The organism is Pseudomonas syringae group sp. J309-1, from assembly GCF_032582135.1.
In the GTDB taxonomy this organism is placed as follows: Bacteria; Pseudomonadota; Gammaproteobacteria; order Pseudomonadales; family Pseudomonadaceae; genus Aquipseudomonas; species Aquipseudomonas quasicaspiana.
Window position 1 is genome coordinate 18,876 of the sequence record NZ_JAWHNU010000038.1, and the last position, 22,377, is coordinate 41,252.

General features: G+C 58.3%; 22 protein-coding genes. 2 read left to right on the forward strand and 20 right to left on the reverse strand.

Translation table 11 applies throughout. The features are described 5' to 3' along the window. Positions 1–6: 6 nt before the first annotated feature. From mltG to RX972_RS19130, 9 genes are all read right to left on the reverse strand, one after another. Positions 7–1,164, reverse strand: a complete 1,158-nt coding sequence (gene mltG, locus RX972_RS19090; RefSeq protein ID WP_099269621.1) for an endolytic transglycosylase MltG — start codon at positions 1,162–1,164, stop codon at positions 7–9. Next, entirely contained in the window at positions 1,164–1,982 is an 819-nt protein-coding gene (gene pabC / locus RX972_RS19095) for an aminodeoxychorismate lyase (protein WP_316877630.1), read from the reverse strand. The genes mltG and pabC overlap by 1 nt, the downstream gene beginning before the upstream one ends. After that, on the reverse strand, positions 1,982–3,226 hold the full coding sequence (fabF, locus tag RX972_RS19100; protein ID WP_316877631.1) for a beta-ketoacyl-ACP synthase II: 1,245 nt from the start codon (positions 3,224–3,226) through the stop codon (positions 1,982–1,984). Before fabF ends, pabC begins: the two co-directional genes overlap by 1 nt. Positions 3,227–3,335: 109 nt before the next feature. Continuing rightward, positions 3,336–3,572 carry an acyl carrier protein gene (gene acpP / locus RX972_RS19105; protein ID WP_087265500.1) on the reverse strand — a complete coding sequence of 79 codons (237 nt, stop codon included), beginning with the start codon at positions 3,570–3,572 and terminating at the stop codon, positions 3,336–3,338. 186 nt (positions 3,573–3,758) lie between these two features. Further along, on the reverse strand, positions 3,759–4,499 hold the full coding sequence (gene fabG, locus RX972_RS19110; RefSeq protein ID WP_027901082.1) for a 3-oxoacyl-ACP reductase FabG: 741 nt from the start codon (positions 4,497–4,499) through the stop codon (positions 3,759–3,761). A gap of 14 nt (positions 4,500–4,513) precedes the next feature. Further along, complete coding sequence (gene fabD, locus RX972_RS19115; RefSeq protein ID WP_122398125.1) at positions 4,514–5,452, reverse strand: ACP S-malonyltransferase; 939 nt, start codon at positions 5,450–5,452, stop codon at positions 4,514–4,516. 154 nt (positions 5,453–5,606) lie between these two features. Continuing rightward, on the reverse strand, positions 5,607–6,614 hold the full coding sequence (gene plsX / locus RX972_RS19120) for a phosphate acyltransferase PlsX (protein ID WP_099269617.1): 1,008 nt from the start codon (positions 6,612–6,614) through the stop codon (positions 5,607–5,609). 4 nt (positions 6,615–6,618) lie between these two features. Beyond that, entirely contained in the window at positions 6,619–6,801 is a 183-nt protein-coding gene (gene rpmF / locus RX972_RS19125; protein ID WP_002552688.1) for a 50S ribosomal protein L32, read from the reverse strand. A 13-nt stretch (positions 6,802–6,814) separates the two neighbouring features. Then, positions 6,815–7,342, reverse strand: a complete 528-nt coding sequence (locus tag RX972_RS19130; RefSeq protein WP_027901079.1) for a YceD family protein — start codon at positions 7,340–7,342, stop codon at positions 6,815–6,817. Between the two features lie 105 nt (positions 7,343–7,447). Between RX972_RS19130 and RX972_RS19135 the strand changes: the two genes are divergently transcribed. Then, a complete protein-coding gene (locus tag RX972_RS19135; protein ID WP_316877632.1) occupies positions 7,448–8,026 on the forward strand; it encodes a nucleoside triphosphate pyrophosphatase in 579 nt (192 codons plus the stop codon). A gap of 427 nt (positions 8,027–8,453) precedes the next feature. Here RX972_RS19135 and RX972_RS19140 read toward each other — a convergent pair whose 3' ends face one another. Genes RX972_RS19140 through rluC form a run of 3 tightly spaced genes read right to left on the reverse strand, consistent with a single transcriptional unit; the run spans position 8,454 to position 11,110 of the window. Continuing rightward, a complete protein-coding gene (locus RX972_RS19140; RefSeq protein WP_027901077.1) occupies positions 8,454–9,458 on the reverse strand; it encodes a S49 family peptidase in 1,005 nt (334 codons plus the stop codon). A 4-nt stretch (positions 9,459–9,462) separates the two neighbouring features. After that, positions 9,463–10,164, reverse strand: a complete 702-nt coding sequence (locus tag RX972_RS19145; protein ID WP_316877633.1) for an HAD-IA family hydrolase — start codon at positions 10,162–10,164, stop codon at positions 9,463–9,465. Then, on the reverse strand, positions 10,154–11,110 hold the full coding sequence (gene rluC, locus RX972_RS19150) for a 23S rRNA pseudouridine(955/2504/2580) synthase RluC (protein WP_231665720.1): 957 nt from the start codon (positions 11,108–11,110) through the stop codon (positions 10,154–10,156). The genes RX972_RS19145 and rluC overlap by 11 nt, the downstream gene beginning before the upstream one ends. Positions 11,111–11,833: 723 nt before the next feature. On the opposite strand from rluC, the gene rne reads away from it, so the two are divergent. After that, positions 11,834–15,094 (forward strand): ribonuclease E, encoded by a 3,261-nt coding sequence (gene rne / locus RX972_RS19155; RefSeq protein ID WP_316877634.1) that lies wholly within the window; start codon positions 11,834–11,836, stop codon positions 15,092–15,094. 187 nt (positions 15,095–15,281) lie between these two features. Here the strand turns inward: rne and RX972_RS19160 are convergent, their stop codons facing one another. From RX972_RS19160 to RX972_RS19195, 8 genes are all read right to left on the reverse strand, one after another. After that, positions 15,282–15,875 (reverse strand): nucleotidyltransferase family protein, encoded by a 594-nt coding sequence (locus tag RX972_RS19160; RefSeq protein ID WP_316877635.1) that lies wholly within the window; start codon positions 15,873–15,875, stop codon positions 15,282–15,284. 90 nt (positions 15,876–15,965) lie between these two features. Next, positions 15,966–16,985 (reverse strand): UDP-N-acetylmuramate dehydrogenase, encoded by a 1,020-nt coding sequence (gene murB, locus RX972_RS19165; RefSeq protein ID WP_316877636.1) that lies wholly within the window; start codon positions 16,983–16,985, stop codon positions 15,966–15,968. Then, a complete protein-coding gene (kdsB, locus tag RX972_RS19170) occupies positions 16,982–17,746 on the reverse strand; it encodes a 3-deoxy-manno-octulosonate cytidylyltransferase (RefSeq protein WP_099269609.1) in 765 nt (254 codons plus the stop codon). The genes murB and kdsB overlap by 4 nt, the downstream gene beginning before the upstream one ends. Beyond that, positions 17,743–17,928 (reverse strand): Trm112 family protein, encoded by a 186-nt coding sequence (locus RX972_RS19175; RefSeq protein WP_027898761.1) that lies wholly within the window; start codon positions 17,926–17,928, stop codon positions 17,743–17,745. The genes kdsB and RX972_RS19175 overlap by 4 nt, the downstream gene beginning before the upstream one ends. A 17-nt stretch (positions 17,929–17,945) precedes the next feature. Next, positions 17,946–18,941, reverse strand: a complete 996-nt coding sequence (lpxK, locus tag RX972_RS19180) for a tetraacyldisaccharide 4'-kinase (protein WP_316877637.1) — start codon at positions 18,939–18,941, stop codon at positions 17,946–17,948. Then, positions 18,941–19,372, reverse strand: a complete 432-nt coding sequence (locus RX972_RS19185; protein ID WP_316877638.1) for a biopolymer transporter ExbD — start codon at positions 19,370–19,372, stop codon at positions 18,941–18,943. The genes lpxK and RX972_RS19185 overlap by 1 nt, the downstream gene beginning before the upstream one ends. Further along, positions 19,369–20,043 (reverse strand): MotA/TolQ/ExbB proton channel family protein, encoded by a 675-nt coding sequence (locus RX972_RS19190; RefSeq protein ID WP_027898764.1) that lies wholly within the window; start codon positions 20,041–20,043, stop codon positions 19,369–19,371. The genes RX972_RS19185 and RX972_RS19190 overlap by 4 nt, the downstream gene beginning before the upstream one ends. Before the next feature lie 81 nt (positions 20,044–20,124). Further along, complete coding sequence (locus RX972_RS19195; RefSeq protein WP_316877639.1) at positions 20,125–22,341, reverse strand: DNA internalization-related competence protein ComEC/Rec2; 2,217 nt, start codon at positions 22,339–22,341, stop codon at positions 20,125–20,127. Between the last annotated feature and the right edge of the window lie 36 nt (positions 22,342–22,377).

The following is a 22,377-nucleotide window of genomic DNA, read 5'->3' on the forward strand; positions in this document are numbered from 1 at the left end:
TAAAATTCATTGTGATTTTTGCTCGCTCGGCGCGGTGTCTTGTTCTGCTTTCGCTTCATCAGTCGCCGCCGGATTGGGCTCGACCGCCGGGACGGGCTCCGCAGGAGTCGCGGGGACTACTGGAACTGCGGCCGGAGCCGGACTCGATCGGTAGTCAGCACGACGCTTGAGCTGAAACTCGCGGACCGCGGCGTTATGCGCGTCCAGGTCATCGGAAAATACGTGACTGCCATCGCCCCGGGCGACGAAATACAGACTGCGCCCCGGCACCGGGTTGAGGGCAGCGTGAATCGCTTCACGGCCGACCAAAGAAATGGGCGTAGGTGGCAAACCGGAGATGACGTAGGTGTTGTAAGGCGTAGGCTCTTTCAGGTGAGCGCGGGTCAACTTGCCGTTGTAGCGCTCGCCCAGACCATAGATGACTGTCGGGTCCGTCTGCAGCAACATGCCCAGGGCCAGTCTGCGAACGAAAACGCCAGCGATCTGGCCACGCTCCTGCGGGACACCAGTCTCCTTTTCAACCAGGGACGCCATGATCAGCGCTTGATAAGCATCGGTATACGGCACATCTGCTGCACGCTTGGCCCATTCCTCTTCCAACACGTCGTCGAGACGCTTGTAGGCCTGTTTGAGAATTTCAGCGTCAGTCATGCCGCGGACGTAGCGGTAAGTGTCAGGGAAGAACCGGCCCTCGGGAAAAACATCCGGATGACCGATTTTAGTCATCAGCTCAGCGTCGCTGAGATTAACCAGTGTTTGCTCAAGCTTGGGCTGCTTGCCGAGTGCTGCACGCACCTGACGGAAATTCCAGCCCTCGACCAGCGTCAGGCTGTATTGGACGACTTCACCGCGCTGCCACAGACCCAGCAAGGACTGCGCGTTCATGCCCGGCGTCATGCGGTATTCGCCGCTGTGCAGGGCTTCACCCGAGAGGTTGAAGCGCCAGTACAGCCTTAGCCAGAATGCGTCCTTGATCACACCGTCGGTTTGTAGACGATTGAGCAAACCACCCGGCGTCGAACCGGCAGGAACGTCGAGCATCTGTTCCTGGGTGACGTTCAAGGGTTGATGCAGGGCCTCGTTCTGCTGCCAGTAGGCATAACCCAACGCCAAACCTGCCAGGACCAGGCCCGTTTCCAGCAACAGCAAAAATTTTCGAATCACTAAGCGATATCCAGAAGGGCAAGAGCTTTGCGCTGCAGTTTACGGGTGAGCGGTCCAACCGACCAGCTCAGCTGTTCGAAGCCTCGCACCGGCCAGACGCCATAGACACTGTTGCAGACAAATACTTCGTCAGCATGTTCCAGATCAGCCATATGCAGATCACGAACTTCGACGTGAATGCCAAGCTCCGGAGCCTGCTCCAGCAACGCACCGCGCATGACACCCGCGACGCCGCTGCGACTCAGGTCAGCCGTGAGCAACACGTCATCGCGGACCATAAACAGATTGCTGTAAACCCCTTCAATAACACGACCGGAAAGATCACGCATCAGCCCTTCGGCAAACTCGGAGCCCTGCCATTCCGAACGGGCAAGCACTTGTTCGAGACGATTCAAATGCTTCAAACCTGCCAGCAAGGGCTGCTCGGCCAGACGTGTGACACAGGGGAACAAGTAAATGCCCTGCTCCGCATGAGCAGAGGAATAGGCAGGCAGCGGGCTACCTTGAAGAATTCTTACAGGGTGAGAATGGGTATCAGGGGCATAGCCACGCTGGCTGTCGCCACGGGTAAGGATCAGTTTCATGACCCCTTCGTCGAGTTGCCGGGCAAAGGCCAGCAGCTCGTCACGAATCAAAACCAGATCAGCAGCAATGCCCAGACGATCACAGCCTCGTTGCAAGCGCTGCATGTGCTGATCCAGCAGCGATGGCTGCCCTGCCCTTACCGCGATGGTCTCAAACAGCCCATCGCCATAAGCCAGCCCTCTATTTTTGACAGAAAGCGTGTCGGCTGGACGTCCATCGACCCAGCCTGGCATCACTCGGCGAACCGGCGGAACACCAGTGAGCCGTTGGTTCCACCAAAACCAAAGGAGTTAGAGACCACCACGTCGATGGGCATGCTACGTGCCTCGTGCGGCACGAAGTCCAGATCACAACCTTCACCCGGCTCGTCCAGGTTGATGGTCGGCGGTGCCACCTGACCGTTGATCGCCAGCACACTGAAGATGGCTTCAACAGCACCGGCCGCGCCCAGCAAGTGACCGGTCATGGATTTGGTGGAGCTGACCGCCAGCTTATAGGCGTGATTGCCAAACACACTCTTGATTGCATTGGCTTCGGCAAGGTCGCCCGCCATGGTCGAGGTGCCGTGGGCATTGATGTACTGAACCTGCTCAGGGTTGACCTTGGCGTCGTTCAGCGCATTGCGGATGCAACGGGCAGCACCGGCGCCGTCGTCTGGCGGCGAAGTCATGTGGTATGCATCGCCGCTCATGCCAAAGCCGATCAGCTCGGCATAAATAGTCGCACCACGCGCCTTGGCATGCTCAAGCTCTTCAAGCACCAGCGCACCGGAGCCGTCGGACAGGACAAAACCGTCACGGCCTTTGTCCCAGGGACGGCTGGCGCGGGTTGGATCGTCATTGCGGGTCGACAGCGCGCGGGAAGCACCAAAGCCGCCCATGCCCAGCCCACAGGCCGCCATTTCAGCGCCACCCGCAATCATCACATCGGCTTCGCCGTAGGCAATGTTGCGTGCAGCCATGCCAATGCAATGCGTGCCCGTGGTGCAGGCAGTCGCAATGGCATAGTTAGGTCCCTGTGCGCCCAGATGGATCGACAGGAAACCGGAAATCATGTTGATGATGGAACCCGGCACGAAAAACGGCGAAATACGCCCTGGCCCCTGCTCGTGCAGAGAACGGCTGTTGTTTTCGATATTGGTCAGACCACCGATTCCAGAACCCATGGCAACGCCAATGCGTTCACGGTTTGCATCGGTGACTTCCAGGCCGGAATTACGCACAGACTGAAAGCTGGCAGCGAGACCGTACTGGATGAATAGATCGAGCCTGCGAGCCTCTTTGGGCGCCAGATACTCTTCGACGTTGAAGCCCTTGATCGAACCGCCAAAGCGGGTCGTGTAAGCCGAAAGGTCTGTGTGTTCGATAAGGTTAATGCCACTGCGACCAGCCAGAATGCCCTGCCAACTGCTCGGCACATCCGTACCCAATGGCGACAGCATACCCATACCGGTGACCACGACGCGTCTACGCGACACAGGACTCTCCTTTTCTTTCATTGACTACACAGGACATCGTTTTAAAGAAAAAACCGCACGCCGGTAAGGCAGTGCGGTTTTCCCATGACCCAGCAACGATTACTAAATGTTACGCCTGGTGGGCAGTAACGTAATCGATAGCAGCTTGAACAGTGGTGATCTTCTCGGCTTCTTCGTCAGGGATTTCGGTCTCGAATTCCTCTTCCAGAGCCATTACCAGCTCAACGGTGTCAAGGGAGTCGGCACCCAGGTCTTCAACGAAAGAAGCAGTGTTAACCACTTCCTCAGATTTGACGCCAAGTTGCTCAGCAACGATTTTCTTGACGCGCTCTTCGATGGTGCTCATACCGTGTTTTAACTCCTAGTAGACAAATTCAGGCAGCTGGCCGATGGGTAAGTGTATAGAAGAGGATTTGCGAATTTCAAGCTTAACGCAATTCCCGATACGCCCATCACCCCTCTGCCCATTAAAAGATTTCAGCTTTATAACGGATTTTAGACAGCCCGTATTACATTTTTTTAAAACGGGCGATCACATATACATGCCGCCGTTAACGGGGATTGTAGCCCCGGTAACGTAGCCTGCACCTTCCGAGGCAAGAAAAGCGACAACATGCGCAATCTCTTCTGCCTGCCCCAGGCGACCCAGAGGAATCTGCGCCGTCAGGGAATCTCGTTGCGTCTGAGGCAGCTCGCGGGTCATATCTGTGTCGATAAAACCAGGAGTTACCGAGTTCACGGTTACCGCACGCGAACCCACTTCACGCGCCAGAGCGCGACTGAAACCTTCCAGACCCGCTTTCGCGGCGGCATAGTTTACTTGGCCTGCGTTGCCCATGGCACCCACAACAGAACCAATACTGATAATTCGACCCCACCGCGCCTTGGTCATGCCACGCAAAACGCCCTTGGACAGACGGAAAAGGCTGTTCAGGTTGGTGTTGACGACATCATTCCACTCGTCGTCTTTCATGCGCATCATCAGGTTGTCACGAGTGATACCGGCATTATTGACCAGAATCAACGGTGCGCCAACGCGCTCCTGAATCTGCGACAGCACGGAGTCCACGGACTCGGCGCTGCAGACGTCCAGCATCAGGCCAAAACCTTCAATGCCGTTTTCCTTGAACGTCGCGCTGATGCGCTCGGCACCCGACTCGGAAGTCGCTGTCCCGACCACTACAGCACCATTACGACCCAATTCCAGGGCAATGGCTTGACCAATACCACGACTGGCACCAGTCACCAGTGCAACTTTACCTTGCAGGCTCATGCAAGCTCTCCTAATCAGGCCAGTGCCGCACGGGCGGCGGCGTAGGCGTCTGGGGTATCCAGGTTGTAGGTCGTCACGCCTTCGGCGCAACGCTTGTTCAGGCCGGCAAGCACTTTGCCGGGACCACACTCAACCAGCTGGGTAGCGCCATTTGCAGCCAGCGCCTGGATCGACTCGACCCAACGGACCGGCTTGTACAACTGTTGCAGCAAATCGGTTTTCAGTGTGGCGAGATCGGTCACGACACTGGCGCTGACGTTCTGCACCAGTGGAATCTGTGGGGCCTGCCACTCGATCGCTTCGATCGACTCGGCAAAGCGCTCGGCCGCTGGACGCATCAGCTCGCAGTGCGATGGAACACTGACCGGCAATGGCAGCGCGCGCTTGGCACCACGGGCCTTGCACAGCTCCATGGCACGCTTTACAGCTTCGGCGGAACCGGCGATGACGACCTGACCCGGCGAGTTGAAATTGACCGCGCTGACTACTTCACCCTGAGCCGCTTCGGCGCAGGCAGCGATGACATCGGCATCATCCAGACCGAGAATGGCAGCCATGCCGCCCTGACCGGCGGGAACCGCTTCCTGCATCAACTGACCACGACGCTCGACCAGTTTGACCGCATCAGCCAGGCTCAGGCTTTGTGCCGCGACCAGTGCGCTGTATTCCCCCAGGCTGTGGCCGGCAACAAACGCCGGAACAGCACCGCCTTCAGCCAGCCACACATGCCACAAGGCAATCGAAGCAGTGAGAATTGCCGGCTGGGTCTTGTCGGTCTGATTGAGCGACTCGACCGGACCTTCCTGAGTCAGCGCCCAGAGGTCATAACCCAAGGCATCGGAGGCCTGCGCGAAAGTATCAAGGATCAACGGATGGTGCGCGCCTTGATCGGCGAGCATGCCGAGCGATTGCGATCCTTGACCCGGAAAGACGAATGCGAGGGATGCAGACATTAAACAAGCCCCTGATTATGGTCGTCGAAATAAACGCCCGGCCTTGGCCGAGCGCGAGAAATTCTAATTACAGTCACTTGCCGGTTTTGATGACCGGCCAGTCAGCAGCGTCACATTCTAGCGGACGCGCACTGCAAACGTCGCTATGGAAAGCCTATAACAGCTCGCCAAGGCGTCCGTGCAAGCGTTGCGGCAGGTTTTCCTGAATCTCGATCAGCGCACGCTGAATCGCACTCTGAAAGCCCTGCACACTGGCAGAACCATGGCTTTTAACCACAATGCCCTGCAACCCGAGAAAGCTAGCCCCATTATGCCGCGCAGGCGCAAGATCAGCCTGGAGACGCTTGAGCAGAGGCATTGCCAGCGCGCCGACCGTCCTCGACAGCAGATTCTGCCTGAACAAGGTTTCAATTCGTGCAGCAATCATGCTCGCCAGCCCTTCGCTGGACTTGAGCACGATATTGCCGACAAAACCGTCACAGACCACCACATCGGCCTCGCCGCGATACAACCCGTCACCTTCAACAAAACCGGTGTAGTTCAGACCCGGCGCAGCCTGCAGCAGACTCGCAGCCAGCTTGACCTGCTGATTGCCCTTGATGTCTTCGGTACCGACATTGAGCAGCGCGACTTTTGGCCGCACCACACCTAGCGCTTCTGCCGCCACGGACCCCATCACGGCAAACTGATAAAGGTTTTCTGCACTGCAATCGACATTCGCCCCAAGATCCAGCAACTGACAATAGCCACGCTGGGTAGGAATCGCCGCAACCATGGCCGGGCGATCAATACCTGGCAGGGTTTTCAGGACAAAGCGCGAAAGCGCCATCAATGCACCGGTATTCCCGGCACTGACGCACGCCTGAGCCTGCCCGCTCGCCACCAGATCCAGCGCCACGCGCATCGAAGAGTCAGGCTTGCCACGCAACGCCTGAGACGGCCGTTCATCCATGGCGATCACTTCGCTGGCGTTCACAACGCGCAGACGTGAGCGATCCACACCAGAATGGCGGGCAATGAGTTCTTCAATGAGGGGGGCTTGACCCACAAGGATCAGATGGAGCGAGGGCGTAGCAGACAGGCACGCAAGGCTGGCCTGGACAATGTTGCGGGGACCGAAGTCCCCGCCCATTGCGTCGATCGCGATGATCGGAGCGGACAAGAAATTACTCGTCAGCGCCCTTGTCGATCACTTTACGACCACGGTAAACACCTTCCGGCGAAACGTGGTGACGCAGGTGAATTTCACCAGTGGTCTTTTCTACCGACAGAGTGCTTGCCTCAAGAGCGTCGTGCGAACGACGCATGTCACGGGCAGAGCGGGATTTTTTGTTCTGCTGAACAGCCATAATTGATTAACTCCTAAACGTTTGGGTCACGCTTTAACTGCGCCAATACACTGAACGGGTTGGACCGCGTTACCTCGTCCACGCTCGGTTCGGGCTCATCGAGACCCGCCGGCTGCTGGCATTCTTCCGGATGATGAGCAGGCACAATGGGCAAGGCGAGCAAAAGCTCCTCCTCGATCAATGCCAGCAGATCCAATGGATCTTCGCCCAGTTCCAGCACGTCATAACCTTTCGGTAACGACTGGGTATTCGCACCCTCCTTCACCACAGCGTAACTGCACTCGCTGTGAATCGGCAGGGTGACCAGCTCAAGACAACGCTGGCAAACCATTTTGACTTCGACGTCAATTGCACTGTGGATAACCACGGAGCGACGTTCGTCACGCTCAAAAATGAATTTGGCCTGCACCGAACCGACAGTGTCGGAAAGCGGGTCGCAGAGTCTCTCCAAATCAGCCAGCAGCACTTCACCTTGAAGGGTAGTGCCACGATCAGCCAATTTGCGCGGGTCAACGTGAGGTGGAATCGGGTCATTCAACATAGGCGCAGCATTCTAGGGACGACCCCAAGGCATGTCAAAGGAAATTCAGGCCAATAATCCTGCACGAGACTGATTAGAATCAGTTTTCACTTTTTGGAGAACCGCATGTTGCCTTTGCTTCTTGCTTCCAGCTCACCTTATCGCCGGGAATTGCTCGCCAGACTGCGGCTGCCGTTCGTCTGTGCCTCGCCTGATATCGATGAAAGCCACCTACCCAATGAGGGGCCGATTGAGTTGGTTCGTCGCCTTGCCGAGGAGAAAGCCCGGGCCCTTGCGGCCGCATATCCTGGCCATTTGATTATTGGTTCGGATCAGGTGGCTGTGCTGGACGGCAGGATTCTTGGCAAGCCTCACACTTTTGAGCGCGCTCGGGAGCAGTTGGGTGCGGCTAGCGGTTCCAGTGTGACGTTTCTGACTGGCCTTGCGTTGTTTAATAGTTCGACAGGTGGCTGCCAGGTTGATCATGTGCCGTTTACGGTGCATATGCGTACGCTGGATCAGGTCGGTATTGAGCGTTATTTGCGTGCGGAGCAGCCGTATGACTGTGCGGGTAGTTTCAAGGCTGAGGGATTGGGTGTCAGTCTGTTTCGGAGCACCGAGGGGAGTGATGCTACGAGTCTGGTTGGGCTGCCGCTGATTCGGTTGGTGGATATGCTTATAAAGGAAGGGGTGCAGGTGCCTTGATTATTTGTGCAGTGATTGCTGTGTACATATCCGTTACCGCAGGCATGGCTGATATTGGTTGCGCTTTTACAGCGCCTCACTTTTGAAAGGAGCGCAAAAGTAAGCAAAACGCTCTTGCCCCACCACTTGGTGCCTCGCTGTCGCTCGGCATACCCGAACACAGATCCTGAACCGTGGGCCGCCGCAACGGGCCATCCATGGCCCAATGCGGCTAACCCGGCGTCCTGCCGGGTTACCCACGATTCAGAATCTGCGTTCGGCCGGCGTGGTTTAACGGGGCGCCTCAGATCAAAATCAAAAGCATAGCGGCCTGACAGCCGACCTGAATGCGCGAGCTTACCGATCTACTTGTATTCAGCGGTGTTCGACCTTCGCGAATAAAAAAAACCCGACCAATGGTCGGGTGTTTGTTGGCTGCGATTCGCAATCAGCGAAGCGTCGGCCCTTTGAAGCCTGCCCACATTGCGATTTGGTCAGCGACGCTGGCGCCCAGTTTTTTCGAGAAGCGATCGAACGGGGATTCCTGAACAGTGAAGTCGACCATTTCTTTTTCGCCGATTACTTCACGTGCGACGTAGCTGGAGCTGCCCAGGCCGTCGATCAGGCCCAGCGGCAGGGCCTGCTCGCCCGTCCAGACCAGCCCGGAGAACAGTTCAGGATGATCTTTGTCCTTGAGGCGGTCGCCTCGGCCCTGTTTTACGCTGGCGATGAACTGGCGGTGGGTGGTGTCCAGCACGCTTTGCCAGAATGCGGTTTCGTCTGCTTTTTGCGGCTGGAACGGGTCCAGGAACGACTTGTGCTCGCCTGACGTGTAGGTCCGGCGATCAACACCCAGTTTTTCCATGGCGCCGACAAAGCCGAAGCCTGCTGCGGTTACGCCGATAGAACCCACCAGACTGGCCTTGTCGGCGTAGATCTGGTCAGCCGCGCTGGCGATGTAGTAAGCACCCGAGGCACCCAGGTCAGTGATCACGGCATAGACCTTGATCTCCGGCTTCTCGGCGCGCAGGCGACGGATTTCATCAGCGACATAGCCCGATTGCACAGGGCTGCCGCCAGGGCTGTTGATGCGCAGAATCACGCCCTTGGTTTTCGGGTCTTCGAACGCTGCGCGCAGGCTGCCGACGATGTTGTCGGCGCTGGCAGGCTCCTTGTCAGCGATCATGCCTTCGATCTGGATCAGCGCGGTGTGATGGGCACTGCCAGAAGCGCTTTTCTCGAAATCACCCAAAGGCGTAAACAGAAACAGTGCCCCGATCAGATAAAGGAAGGTCAGGCATTTGAAGAAAATCCCCCAGCGGCGCGAACGACGCTGTTCCTGAATCCCCGCCAGCAGGGTTTTTTCCAGCAATTTCCAGCTCTTCGCATCAGCCTTGCTGTCTGCGACTTCGTCCTCATCACGGGAAACCGGTGCTTTCCATTCGTCCGACATTTATTTACGATCCCAACAATGAAGACTGATGGCTGCGATCACCCAACCAGGTGCGCAGCTCGGAAAAATGCTCTATAGCCAACTGCGGCTCATAAGTACGCAGTGAATCCAGCGACTGCGCGCCATAGCCCACTGCCACGGAATCCATACCCGCATTACGCGCCATCAACAGATCGAAAGAGGAATCACCCACCATCAACGCCCGTCCCGGCTTAACGCCGCAATGCTGAAGAATTTCATTCAGCATCAGCGGATCAGGCTTGCTGGCGGTTTCATCCGCCGCCCGGGTGATGTCGAAATAGTCGAGCCAGTCATGAGCCTTCAAAACACGATCAAGACCGCGACGCGCCTTGCCGGTGGCCACGGCCAATTTGTAACCCTCAGCACGCCAGCCCTCAATGGACTCGCGCACAGCTTCGAACAAAGGTGAAGCTACGTCGTTGTCCATGGCCATGTAACTGTCGGCGTAATGCTGACGGAAATCGATCAGGTCATTGGCTGTGATATCCGGATAAAGCGTGCGAATCGCTTCGGGCAAACCCAGACCGATAATGCCCTTGATGGAATGCTCGTCACGCTCCGGCCTGCCACTCTCGACAGCCGCAGCGCGCATGGCTGCAACGATACGGCCGATGGAGTCAGCCAGCGTGCCATCCCAATCGAAAATCAATAAATCATACTTCGAAGATTCAGAATCAGGTCGCACTCAAACGCTCCACTGTCTTGGCCCACATTTCATCAACGGGGGCCTGCAATTTAAGCTCCCCACCATCCTGCAGCGGCACGGTCAGCATGTAAGCGTGCAAGAACAGGCGCTTGCCGCCCAGATCGCGAATCTCGCGACTGAAATCTTCGTCGCCGTATTTGGTATCACCGGCAATGGCGTGCCCGGCGTGCAGCGTGTGCACCCGGATCTGGTGCGTACGACCGGTCACCGGCTTGGCTTCGACCATGGTGGCGAAGTCACCGAAGCGGCGCAGCACTTTGAAAATCGTCAGCGCCTCCTTGCCTTCGTCGTTGACTTCGACCATGCGCTCACCGGAACGCAGATTGCTCTTGAGCAATGGCGCGCTGACACGCTTTTGAGCGGTGTCCCAGCGACCGCGTACCAGTGCCATGTAGCGCTTGTCGACACCGTCGCCGCGCAAGGCCTCATGCAGGTGGCGCAACATGCTGCGCTTCTTGGCAATCATCAACAGCCCGGAAGTGTCGCGATCCAGACGGTGTACCAGTTCGAGTTCTTTGGCATCCGGGCGCATCTGACGGAAAGCTTCGATGACGCCGAAGTTCAGTCCACTGCCGCCATGCACAGCGATACCCGCTGGCTTGTTGAGCACGATCAGCGCCTTGTCTTCATAGACAATCGCCGCTTCGAGACGCTGCAACAAACCCTGAGCTACAGGCACAGGCGCGTCGCGCTCAGGCACGCGCACTGGCGGGACACGGATGATGTCGCCTGCCTGCAACTTGTACTCGGGCTTGATCCGCCCCTTGTTCACCCGCACTTCGCCTTTGCGCAAAATGCGATAGATCAAGGTCTTGGGCACGCCTTTGAGGAAAGTGACAAGAAAGTTATCAATACGTTGACCGGCATATTCCGGCGCAACCTCTACCAGCTGGACGCCGGGGGTTGGAGGGGTGATATTCGTCATGGCGCAAATCATAACAATTTTTTATGGATTTGAAGCACTTAATGATTGCTGCTATAGTCGCGAACGCCGCCAAAAGCGGCCTGGACAGCGGACAAACGGTTTATGACCGACCCTGCCCTACGCAATTCACGAGGACGCGAGGCCGTCCTACGGGGCTTTCGGTGACAACGGATGGGCTGCAAACGTTACAAGCGCAGGTGACATGAGGCCTGATACACGCCAGATCGCAGAGTTATCACTCGCCTTCAGAGCTAATAAATCACGGCCAGTTCACAAAGTGCAGTCGTTTACAGACGGTCCGGGCGAATGCTTCGGAAACAAACGCCTTAAGCCATGATGCGCAACCTTCCCTCTGGAAGGCTGCGGTAAATGCCAACCCGTTGCGGATTCTGCGCGCGGCAGCACCCGAATTATCAGGGATACGTGTAGGGTGGAGACGCACAACCATCGGACTGTGTAGCACAAGGCTTGTTTTAGACGCTTCATCTCGTCCGCTACCGATGGTCGATTCCTCCTCCTGACAAAGCTTTTGCTGAAAGGGTGTCTTTTGTCACCACAGCAAGCAGGAAACGTCGTCGCGACTCCGGCCCCGTTGGCCGGTAATCTCGCTAGACACTGGAGTGTCCAACCACTCCTGACGTGCCCTGACACCGACCGTGAGAAGTCGTGTGTGCCGAACGCCGTTTCCGGCAGCCCGGAAACCGACGGTACTACATGAAAAGAATGCTGATTAACGCAACTCAACCCGAAGAGTTGCGCGTTGCACTGGTAGACGGCCAGCGCTTATATGACCTGGACATCGAGTCCGGTGCCCGCGAGCAGAAAAAGGCCAATATCTATAAAGGCCGGATCACTCGCATCGAACCCAGCCTTGAGGCTGCCTTTGTCGATTTCGGCTCTGAGCGCCACGGCTTCCTGCCTCTGAAAGAAATCTCCCGCGAGTACTTCAAGAAAGCCCCTGAAGGCCGCGTCAACATCAAGGACGTCCTGAGCGAAGGCCAGGAAGTCATCGTTCAGGTCGAGAAGGAAGAGCGCGGCAACAAAGGCGCAGCCCTGACCACCTTCATCAGCCTGGCCGGTCGTTATCTGGTCCTGATGCCGAACAACCCGCGTGCAGGCGGTATTTCCCGTCGCATCGAAGGCGAAGAGCGCAACGAACTGCGCGAAGCGCTGAACGGCCTGATCGCTCCAGCCGACATGGGTCTGATCGTTCGCACTGCCGGCCTGGGCCGCAGCAGCGAAGAAATGCAGTGGGACCTCGACTACCTGCTGCAACTCTGGACCGCTATCAAAGAGGCTTCGCTGGATCGCGCTGCTCCATTCCTGATCTACCAGGAAAGCAACGTCATCATCCGCGCCATCCGCGACTACCTGCGCCAGGACATCGGCGAAGTGCTGATCGACAGCATCGAAGCCCAGGAAGAAGCACTGACCTTTATCCGTCAGGTGATGCCGCAGTACGCCAGCAAGATCAAGTTGTACGAAGACAGCGTTCCGCTGTTCAACCGTTTCCAGATCGAAAGCCAGATCGAGACCGCCTTCCAGCGCGTCGTTGAATTGCCTTCCGGCGGCTCCATCGTTATCGATCCGACCGAAGCCCTGGTGTCCATCGACATCAACTCGGCTCGCGCCACCAAAGGCAGCGACATCGAAGAAACCGCCCTGCAGACCAACCTTGAAGCGGCTGAAGAAATCGCCCGTCAATTGCGTCTGCGTGACATCGGCGGCCTGATCGTCATCGACTTCATCGACATGACACCGGCCAAGAACCAGCGCGCCGTGGAAGAAAAAGTCCGCGAAAGCCTGGAAGCCGACCGTGCCCGCGTTCAGGTTGGTCGTATCTCGCGCTTCGGCCTGCTGGAAATGTCTCGTCAGCGCCTGCGTCCATCGCTGGGCGAAAGCAGCGGTATCGTCTGCCCGCGTTGCAACGGCACCGGCATCATCCGTGATGTTGAATCGCTGTCGCTGGCCATCCTGCGTCTGATCGAAGAAGAAGCCCTGAAAGACCGCACTGCCGAAGTCCGCGCTCAAGTGCCGATTCCGGTTGCGGCTTTCCTGCTCAACGAAAAACGCAACTCGATCACCAAGATCGAACTGCGCACCCGTGCCCGCATCATCATCCTGCCGAACGATCACCTCGAAACGCCGCACTTCGAAGTTCAGCGCCTGCGTGATGACAGCCCGGAAGCACACACCCTGCAGTCCAGCTACGAAATCGCTGCCGCTGCTGCTGAAGTTGAAGAAGTTCAGCCAGCTGCTGCAACACGCACTCTGGTTCGCCAGGAAGCCGCCGTTAAAACCGCTCCGCCGCGTGCCAACGCTCCGGTTCCGGTTGAAGCCGTTCCCGCCGCACCGGCTCCGGTCGCTCACGAGCCAAGCCTGTTCAAAGGCCTGGTCAAATCCCTGGTGAGCCTGTTCGCCACCAAGGAAGAGCCAGTTGCCCCGGTTGTGGTTGAAAAACCGGCTGCCGAGCGCCCTGCCCGCAACGAAGAGCGCCGCAACGGTCGTCAACAGAGCCGTGGCCGCAACAACCGTCGCGATGAAGAACGCAAGCCACGTGAAGAACGTGCCGAACGCGCTCCACGCGAAGAGCGTGCACCGCGTGAGGAACGCGCGCCTCGTGAAGAACGCGCACCGCGCGCTCCACGCGAAGCCGTTGTTGAAGAAACCAGCGCAGCACCACGCGAAGAGCGTCCGGCCCGTGCCCCACGTGAAGAGCGTGCGCCTCGTGCAGCACGTACACCTCGTGAAGACCGCAAGCCTCGTGAAGAGCGTGTTCGTGAACTGCGCGAGCCGCTGGATGCCGCTCCGGCAGCCGATGCAGCGCCACGTGAAGAGCGTCCTGAGCGCGCTCCACGTGAAGAGCGTCAACCACGCGCTCCTCGTGAAGAACGCCAGCCTCGTGCAGAGCAGGCCGTTACCGAGCTCAGCGAAGACGAAGTGCTGACCAACGAAGAACTGGCAACCGAAGATCATCAGGACGGTGCAGAAGGCGATCGCCCTCGCCGCCGCTCCCGTGGTCAGCGTCGTCGCAGCAACCGTCGTGAGCGTCAGCGTGACGCAAACGGCAATGTGATCGAAGGTTCGGAAGGCTCTGAGGAAGAAGGCAGCGAATCGGGCAACACTGAAGTGGCAGCAGGTCTGGCTATCACCGCAGCGACCGCAGCCGTTGGCAGCAGCGTCATCAGCGCCCCCGCCGAAGCCGAAGCTAACCGTCAGGCCGAGCGCGCGACTGCGACCGTTGACTCAGCTGACTCCTCGTTCGTACCGGAAGCTGTGATCGAAACCCCTTCGATCCAGACTCCAGCGTTCGAATCGCCAGCCGTTGAAACGCCTGCTGTAGAAGCACCGGTGGCTGACAATGCGCCGAAAGCTGAAACCGCTCCGGACGTAGAAGTGCAGCAGGTCGTTGAAGCAGCTCCGCAAGTGATCGCAGAAGCACCAGCCCTGGCAGCACAGACAGAAATGTTCGAAGCGCCACACGCTGAACGTGTTGTACCGTTCACACCAACGCCAGAGCCGACCACACCTGCACCGCAGGTTGAAGAGCTCGCGCCAGCCCGTGAAGAGGCTCCGGCCACTGAATCGGCTGAGCTGCCAACTCCTGCGCCAGTCGTGGCTGAAGAGCCTGCGGCTTACGCTGCTCCGGAAGTCGTCGCAACTGCACCTACCGCAGAAGCCGCTGTGGCTGTTGCCCCAGAGGCCCCTGCACTGCCGGTGAGCAGCAACGGCCGTGCGCCAAACGACCCACGTGAGGTGCGTCGTCGCAAGCGTGAAGAAGAGCGCCTGAAGAAGGAAGCTGAAGAAGCCGCAGCCAACACCGCTGCAGCTCCTGTAGCTGACGAAGTCGAAGCAGTTCAACCCGCAACTGAAGCAGTAGAGCCTGCTCCAGTCGCTGACGAGAACTCGCACTCGGCGGATCAGACATTCACGCAGCACCACGAAGCCAAGGAAGAAAGCAACGAGCCTAAACCTCTCGTTTGATCCTTGACTGAGTAAAAAGCCCCACCTGTGAAAGCAGGTGGGGCTTTTTTGTGGAAGCGTGATCTGTAGGAGTAGGAGCTGCCGAAGGCTGCGATGGCGTCAGGTCAGGTAACACATTTTTCGCTGAGACACCGCATCGCGGGCAAGCGCGCTCCTACAGGGTTGAGATCAACCTGTAGATGATCCATCAACGAACAAACACCAACCGCTCTGGCACGTCTACATCCCACAGCACACCAGGATCATCGACCTCTACCTGCTGAACGCAGCCATCCTTGAACAGCCGTCGTGCGCCCTGATCGCCAGTCAGCTCCATCAGCGCGGGACCATATCGACGACCAAAACCCACCGGATGACCCCGCTCGCCGTTTACCACAGGCACAGAAATCTGACCGTCCTCCATTGAGGCAACGATGTTATGCAGGGTCTGAGGCAGGATGAACGGCATGTCACCCAGAACGATCAACCAGGCACGATGATCAGGCTCGGCAGCCACCGCTGCAGCGATGCTGTCGCCCATACCCGCTGAAGCCAGCATGGACAGCTCGCAGTTGTATTGATGGGCAAGTGCGATGACCTTTAGGCAATCAGGTCGGGTAATCACCAGGGTCTTGTCGACAACCCCTTGCAGGTTGACGAGGGTCTGTTCCAGCACCGGACGCACGACTCCGTCACGACCAATGCAGCGAGCCAGCAGCTTGCTCTGACCTTTTCCGGCAATGGCTTGAAACCGACGACCCTCTCCGGCAGCGAGCACGATGGCGCACACAGTGTTGGTCATGGTTACTCCCTTCCAGGGTATAGGTGATGACTACACAACACTTACAGTAGTTTTTGCGTGCGCTCCTACAACCATCTTTTTTAATTCAGCTCAATAAAGATTAGGTTCCATTTCAAGCTCCACACCGAAGCGCTTGGCAATGTCCGCCTGAATACGCTCGGCCAAAGCATGCAACTGCAAGCCCGTGGCCTGACCGTAATTGACCAGCACCAGCGATTGCAAACGATGCACGCCAGCGTCGCCTTCACGGTAGCCCTTCCAGCCAGCCTGCTCTATAAGCCAGCCTGCTGCGAGCTTCACCTGACCGTCAGGTTGTGGATAACCCACCAGCGCGGGGTGCTTGAGCCGAATCTGTTCAGCCAATGCGGCAGGCACCAGCGGATTCTTGAAGAAACTGCCCGCGTTACCCAGCACCGCTGGATCCGGCAGTTTTTCACTGCGAATGGCACAAATAGCGTTGCTAACGTCGCGAGGCGTCGGTTGCTGAATGCCCTGCTCTTCCAGGCGTTGGCGCACAGGACCGTAGTCCAGATGCAACTCGGCACTGAAATTGAGGGTGAAACGAACACGCAGAATCACCCAGCGGCCGGTTTCATGCTTGAACAGGCTGTCGCGATAACCGAACGCACATTCCTCAAGAGAGAATTCGCGCAGCTCGCCAGTCTGGCGGTCAAGCGCAGTCAGGCTATGAAACACATCCTTGATCTCGACCCCATAAGCACCGATGTTCTGCATGGGCGCAGCACCGACCGTACCGGGAATCAGACTGAGATTTTCCAGCCCCGCGAGCCCCAAATCCAGGCACGACTGCACGAACGGATGCCAAGGTTCGCCTGCTTCGGCCTCAATGACCGCGTGCTTGCAATCCTCCCGGACGATCCGGATTCCACGGCTGGCCATGCGCAGTACCAGTGCCTGAACGTCACCGGTCAGCAGCAAGTTGCTGCCACCGCCGATGACCATCAATGGCAGGTGATGCTCCACGCTGTAGGCCAGAGCCTGGCGCACATCGTCGTCGTTATGGGCTTCGGCAAACAGCTGCGCAGTGACATCAACGCCAAAGGTGTTGAACGGCTTGAGTGAAACAGCGGACTGCAATTGCAACGTCAAACCTCCAGCAGGCGGCGCACGCGCTCAAGGTCTTCCGGGGTATCAACACCGGCTGGCGGGGCTTCCAGGGCGTCGGCAACGTGAATTCGTATGCCGTGCCAGAGCGCACGCAGCTGCTCGAGATTTTCCGTGTCTTCGAGCCAGCAAGGGCCCCAACTGACGAAATCATGCAGGAAACCTGCACGATAAGCGTAGATACCGATATGCCGACGATACGGTACGCCCGCAGGCAATTGCTCTCGATCTCTGGCCAAGGCATCCCGCGCCCAAGGCAACGGCGCGCGACTGAAGGTCAGCGCCAGACCATTGATATCGGAAACCACTTTTACGACGTTCGGGTTGAACAGCGCCGCCACGTCATCAATAGGCTCTGCCAGGGTGGACATGCGCGCTTCAGGGTGAGCCGCAAGATTGGCAGCGACCTGATCAATCACCGCAGGCGGGATCATCGGTTCATCACCCTGGACGTTGACCACGATGGCGTCCGCTTCCAGGCCCAATTGCGTGGCGACTTCCGCCAGGCGGTCAGTGCCGGAGTTGTGATCCTCACGGGTCAACAGTACTTCCGCACCAAAAGCCTTGCAGGCCTCAACGATACGCGCATCGTCAGTGGCGACCACAACCCGCGCCGCGCTGCTTTTACGTGCCTGTTCCCAGACATGCTGGATCATCGGCTTGCCAGCGATCTCTTTGAGCGGTTTGCCCGGAAAACGGCTGGACCCGAAACGCGCCGGGATGACAACGGTGAACACTGCGGTCATTTGTCCAGACGCTCGTCGGTGGACAGCGTGCGCGCTTCACTTTCCAGCATCACCGGAATGCCATCGCGAATCGGAAAAGCCAGGCCTGCGCCTTTGCTGATCAGCTCGGTTTTATCGGCACTGAGTTTCAGCGGCCCCTTGCAGACAGGGCAAGCGAGGATGTCGAGTAATTTGGTGTCCATAAGAAATCCTGAGCGAATCATGGCAAAAGACGTAACAACTGCGAATCGAACCAGCTGACAAAAGCATCGGATGGCACGGCATCCACAGCCAGGTACCACCAGTCGTCCGCCGCGAAGGACCGGCATTTCACGGCATCCTTTTCGGTCATGACAACTGGCAGCGCCGGAGAAAAGGTCAGCGCCTGAGCACTGAAAACAGCATGGTCGGCAAACGCGTGGGTGACCGGTCGCCAGTGTAGCCCTTCAAGGGTATTGAAGAAACGCTGGGGATTACCGATACCGGCCACGGCGTGAATCGCCTGCCCGGCCGGGAAGAAATCCAGCTCTTGGCGCTCGCCGCTGCGCAGATTGACCAGCGCCGACGGTTGCAGCTGAAAGGCATAGCCGTCGTCACGATCAGCACTGGCTCCGTTGTAGAGCAAGGCATCGACGCTCTGGAGACGTTCCACAGGTTCGCGCAGCGGACCAGCGGGCAGACATCGTCGGTTACCCAGCCCACGGGCAGCATCGATCAGCACCAGCTCAAGATCCCGCGCCAGCCGATAATGCTGCAAGCCGTCATCGGAAAGAATCAGGTCCAGCGGCTCACTGTCGAGCAGTGCTTGCACCGCACGACTGCGATCCGGATCAATCATCAACGGTACGCCGCTGCGCTGCACGATCAGCAGGGGTTCATCCCCCGCCTCTGCAGCGCTTTGCTCTGCGGTCACGCGCCACGGCAGGCTCGGCGGTTTGGCACCGTAACCACGGCTGACCACGCCGACCCGCAAGCCGCGGCGGTGACAATGTTCGATCATCCACAGGATCAGCGGGGTCTTGCCGGTGCCACCAATAGTTATATTACCCACGACCACGAGAGGCACAGGCGCCTTGTATATCTCGCCCTGCCCCGCCAGAAAACGCTCACGCCTGCCCTGCACGACTCGCCGATAAAGGCTCTCCAGCGGACGCAACAGCGTCAGCGCCGGATGGCCTTTGTACCAGGCGTCGAGCAAACGATCAGAAAAGGCCATCAGTTAGCGGGTGCAGCTTCGACCGTGGTCATGCGCAGGTGGCTGAAACCCAGCTTGCCTGCAGCGTCCATGGCGGTGATCACCGACTGATGCGGGGTTTTACCATCGGCACTGATCGACAGCGGCAGACTGGTATCACCGGCAGATTCACGCTGAAGCGCATCGATCAGGGTCTGCAGGTCGTTTTTTGGTAGCAACTGGTTGTTCACCGAAAAGACGCCGTCAGCGTTGATGGTGATGTCCAGATGCTTGAGATCGGCATCGGTTTCCGGAGCGCCGGTCACCGCTTGCGGCAGGTCGACGCGCAACTGGGTTTCGCGAGTGAAGGTAGTGGTCACGATGAAGAACAGCAGCAGAATGAACACCACATCGATCAACGATACGAGGTTGATGTCGATGGTCTCTCTGGCCTTGCGACGACGAAACTTCACTTTTTACGACCCTCGCCCCGGGCCTGCGACTTGAGGTCAATTTTCGGATCGTTCAGGTCGACTTCGCGATCGCCCTGCACCACTTCCACCAGCTTGATGGCTTCCTGTTCCATGCCGACCACCAGCTCGTCGACCCGGCTTTGCAGGTAACGGTGGAAGAAGATCGCCGGAATCGCGACGATCAGGCCCGACGCCGTACAGATCAGCGCTTTGGAAATACCGCCAGCCAGTACCGAGGCATTGGCTGTATTGCCGGTGGCGTTGAACGAACCAAAAATGTCGATCATGCCCAACACCGTACCCAGCAGGCCCAGCAAAGGGGCCATGGCAGCGATGGAGCCAAGCGCACTGAGGTAGCGCTCCAGATCATGAATGACCCGTGCGGCGGCCTCTTCAATGCACTCTTTCATGATTTCGCGGCCATGCCGTGAATTGGCCAGGCCTGCAGCAAGGATTTCACCCAGAGGGGAATCTGCACGCAGTTGCTTGAGTTTTTCCTTGTCGAGTTTCTTGTCCTGAATCCATTGCCAGACTTGCCCTACCAGATGCGGCGGGGTAATGCGGCTAGCACGAAGGGTCCAGAGGCGCTCGATGATAATGCCGACCGCAGCAATGGAACTCAGAATGATCGGCAGCATCATCCAGCCGCCAGATTTGACCAGTTCCCACACAGTGACGACTCCCTCGAAAAATTGGCGCCACTCTAACATAGGGTCGGCGACTCACCGAAGCCTGCGATCGATATCCTTGCGTCAGTCACGCCAGAATCGCCTCTCGGCCCGCTGTGAACGGGGTTTGTCGAACGTACCGAGTTGCAGGCTGATGGCACCCAGGTCGGCGCTGTCCCAGGTGGGAATACCGAACCATTGATAGCGCGCCATGACCAGCGGATGCGGGTGCCCGAAGGCATTATTGCGCCCTCGGGAGATCAACACACCATCAGGAGCGACCGCACGCAGAAGGCTTTTCGAGGAGGAGGTACGGCTGCCGTGGTGCGGCGCTTGCAACCAGTTGGCACGTACATCAAGACCAGTGTCGATCAGGGCCTGTTCGGCTTCGGCATCAATATCCCCTGTCAGCAACAAACGTTCGCCCCGGGCATCGACCATTAACACACACGAAGCCTGATTCCCCTCTCGGGCATCACTCCAGCGCCAGGTTGAAAACACCACACCGTCCCACTCCCAGCGTTCGTCATTGACGCAGAGTTGCGCTTTCAGCGACGGCGGCAGCCTTTCCAGCTCGCCCCCCAGCACCCGCTTGACCGGCAAGCCTTGATGAACCGCCTGCGCACCACCGGCATGGTCGGCGTCGGCATGGCTGATCAGCATCACATCAAGCTGGCGCACGCCGCTCTTGCGGATGGCGGGCAACACCACCCGTTGACCTATATCAAACTCGCCAAAGCGCGGCCCGGCGTCGTACAGGAGCGCGTGATGTCGCGTGCGCAAGAGAATCGCCAACCCCTGCCCCACGTCTAGATGCAGGACGTCGACTTGACCATGAGGCACGTTTTTCAAGGGCGGGAACACGCAAAGCAGCAACATCGGCCAACCCAGCCCTCGTAACGGCACGCCGCTGGGCAACAGCAACAACACACCGCCCAGCAGACTCAATACCCAGGCCCATAGCGGCATGGCAGTCGGCACCCAGGCGGGCAACCACTCGGCGACCCACCCGAGAAATCTGAACAACCATTCCAGCGCACCACCCGCCAGCCACAACAGCCCTTCACCCAGATAAGGAACCGGCAGCAGCAAGGTCCCGAGCAGCGCAGGCGGGAGGATCAGAAAACTCACCCAAGGCACCGCGACAAGATTGGCAAACGGACCACTCAAACTGATGGGCAGATTCAGCGCCAGCAACACCGGCAACAAACCAATGGCGATCAACCACTGGGCGCGGGTCCAGCTTTGCAGCCAACTCCAGGCACCCAGCCGCCCGCCAAATATCAGAATCAGGATTGCAACAGCGATAAAGGACAGCCAGAAACCCGGCTGCAAACTGGCCAACGCCTCGAACACCAGCACGGCATTCAGCGACAGCAGCAGCGGCAAGACAGCCCCTAGATGCCGAAAACGCAACCGCCAAAGCAAGACCATGCCGACCATCACGCACGCCCGGCGTACCGGCACTTCAAAGCCCGCGAGCAAGCCGTACCCCAGCGCGGCAATGAACGCCAGTCCGCACGCCCATGGCAACCAAGGCAGCGCGCGCGGCCATAATCCCCAACGTGCCAGGCCTGCGATCAGCGCGTACATCACAGCGGCCAGCAACCCCACGTGCTGCCCGGATATGACCAGAAGATGCACGGTGCCGGTGTCTTGCAGGATCTGCCAGTCGACCGCGCTGAGTCCCGAGCCATCACCCAGAACCAGCGCGGCCAGACCGCCTTCACGACCCTGCGCATCAACCGCCAGCAAACGCTGGCGTATCACATCCCGCCAGCCTGAACGGGCAAATGCCAGCTGCTGTCCATCGGCGACTGTGCCTGTAGCGCCGATACGCTGGGCCAGCAGCCAGGCCTCGTAATCAAAAGCATGTGGATTGGCCAATCCGCCGGGGCGCTTGAGCTTGACCGCCAGACGCCAGCGCTCGCCACTGCGAATTTCCGGGCCGCCATACCAGGCCACGCGCACGCGCTCCGGCAATTTAAAGCGTCGAGATTGCAGGTCTTCCAGCTCAAAGCGCACTACGCCTTCGGCAACGGCAGGCAAACCGACGACCTTGCCTTGTAACCACACGGTCTGGCCGTCCAGCCTTGGTGAAAGACGATCATCCAGTGCCCATTGAGCCGAAACGCATGCCCAGGTGAATCCGAATAAAAAGAAAGCCACCGGGTACGTGCGAAAGGGCAACAGCATCAAGGCCAGCACTGGCATGCACAGCAACACCCACACCGGGGGCAATGCCGGCAAGAAGCGTAAAGCCAACAAACCCAAGGCCAGCGCGAACATCCCTGTGCGCATAAGAAGCTCATCCCGATAACGTCGAAGGTCCCCTTA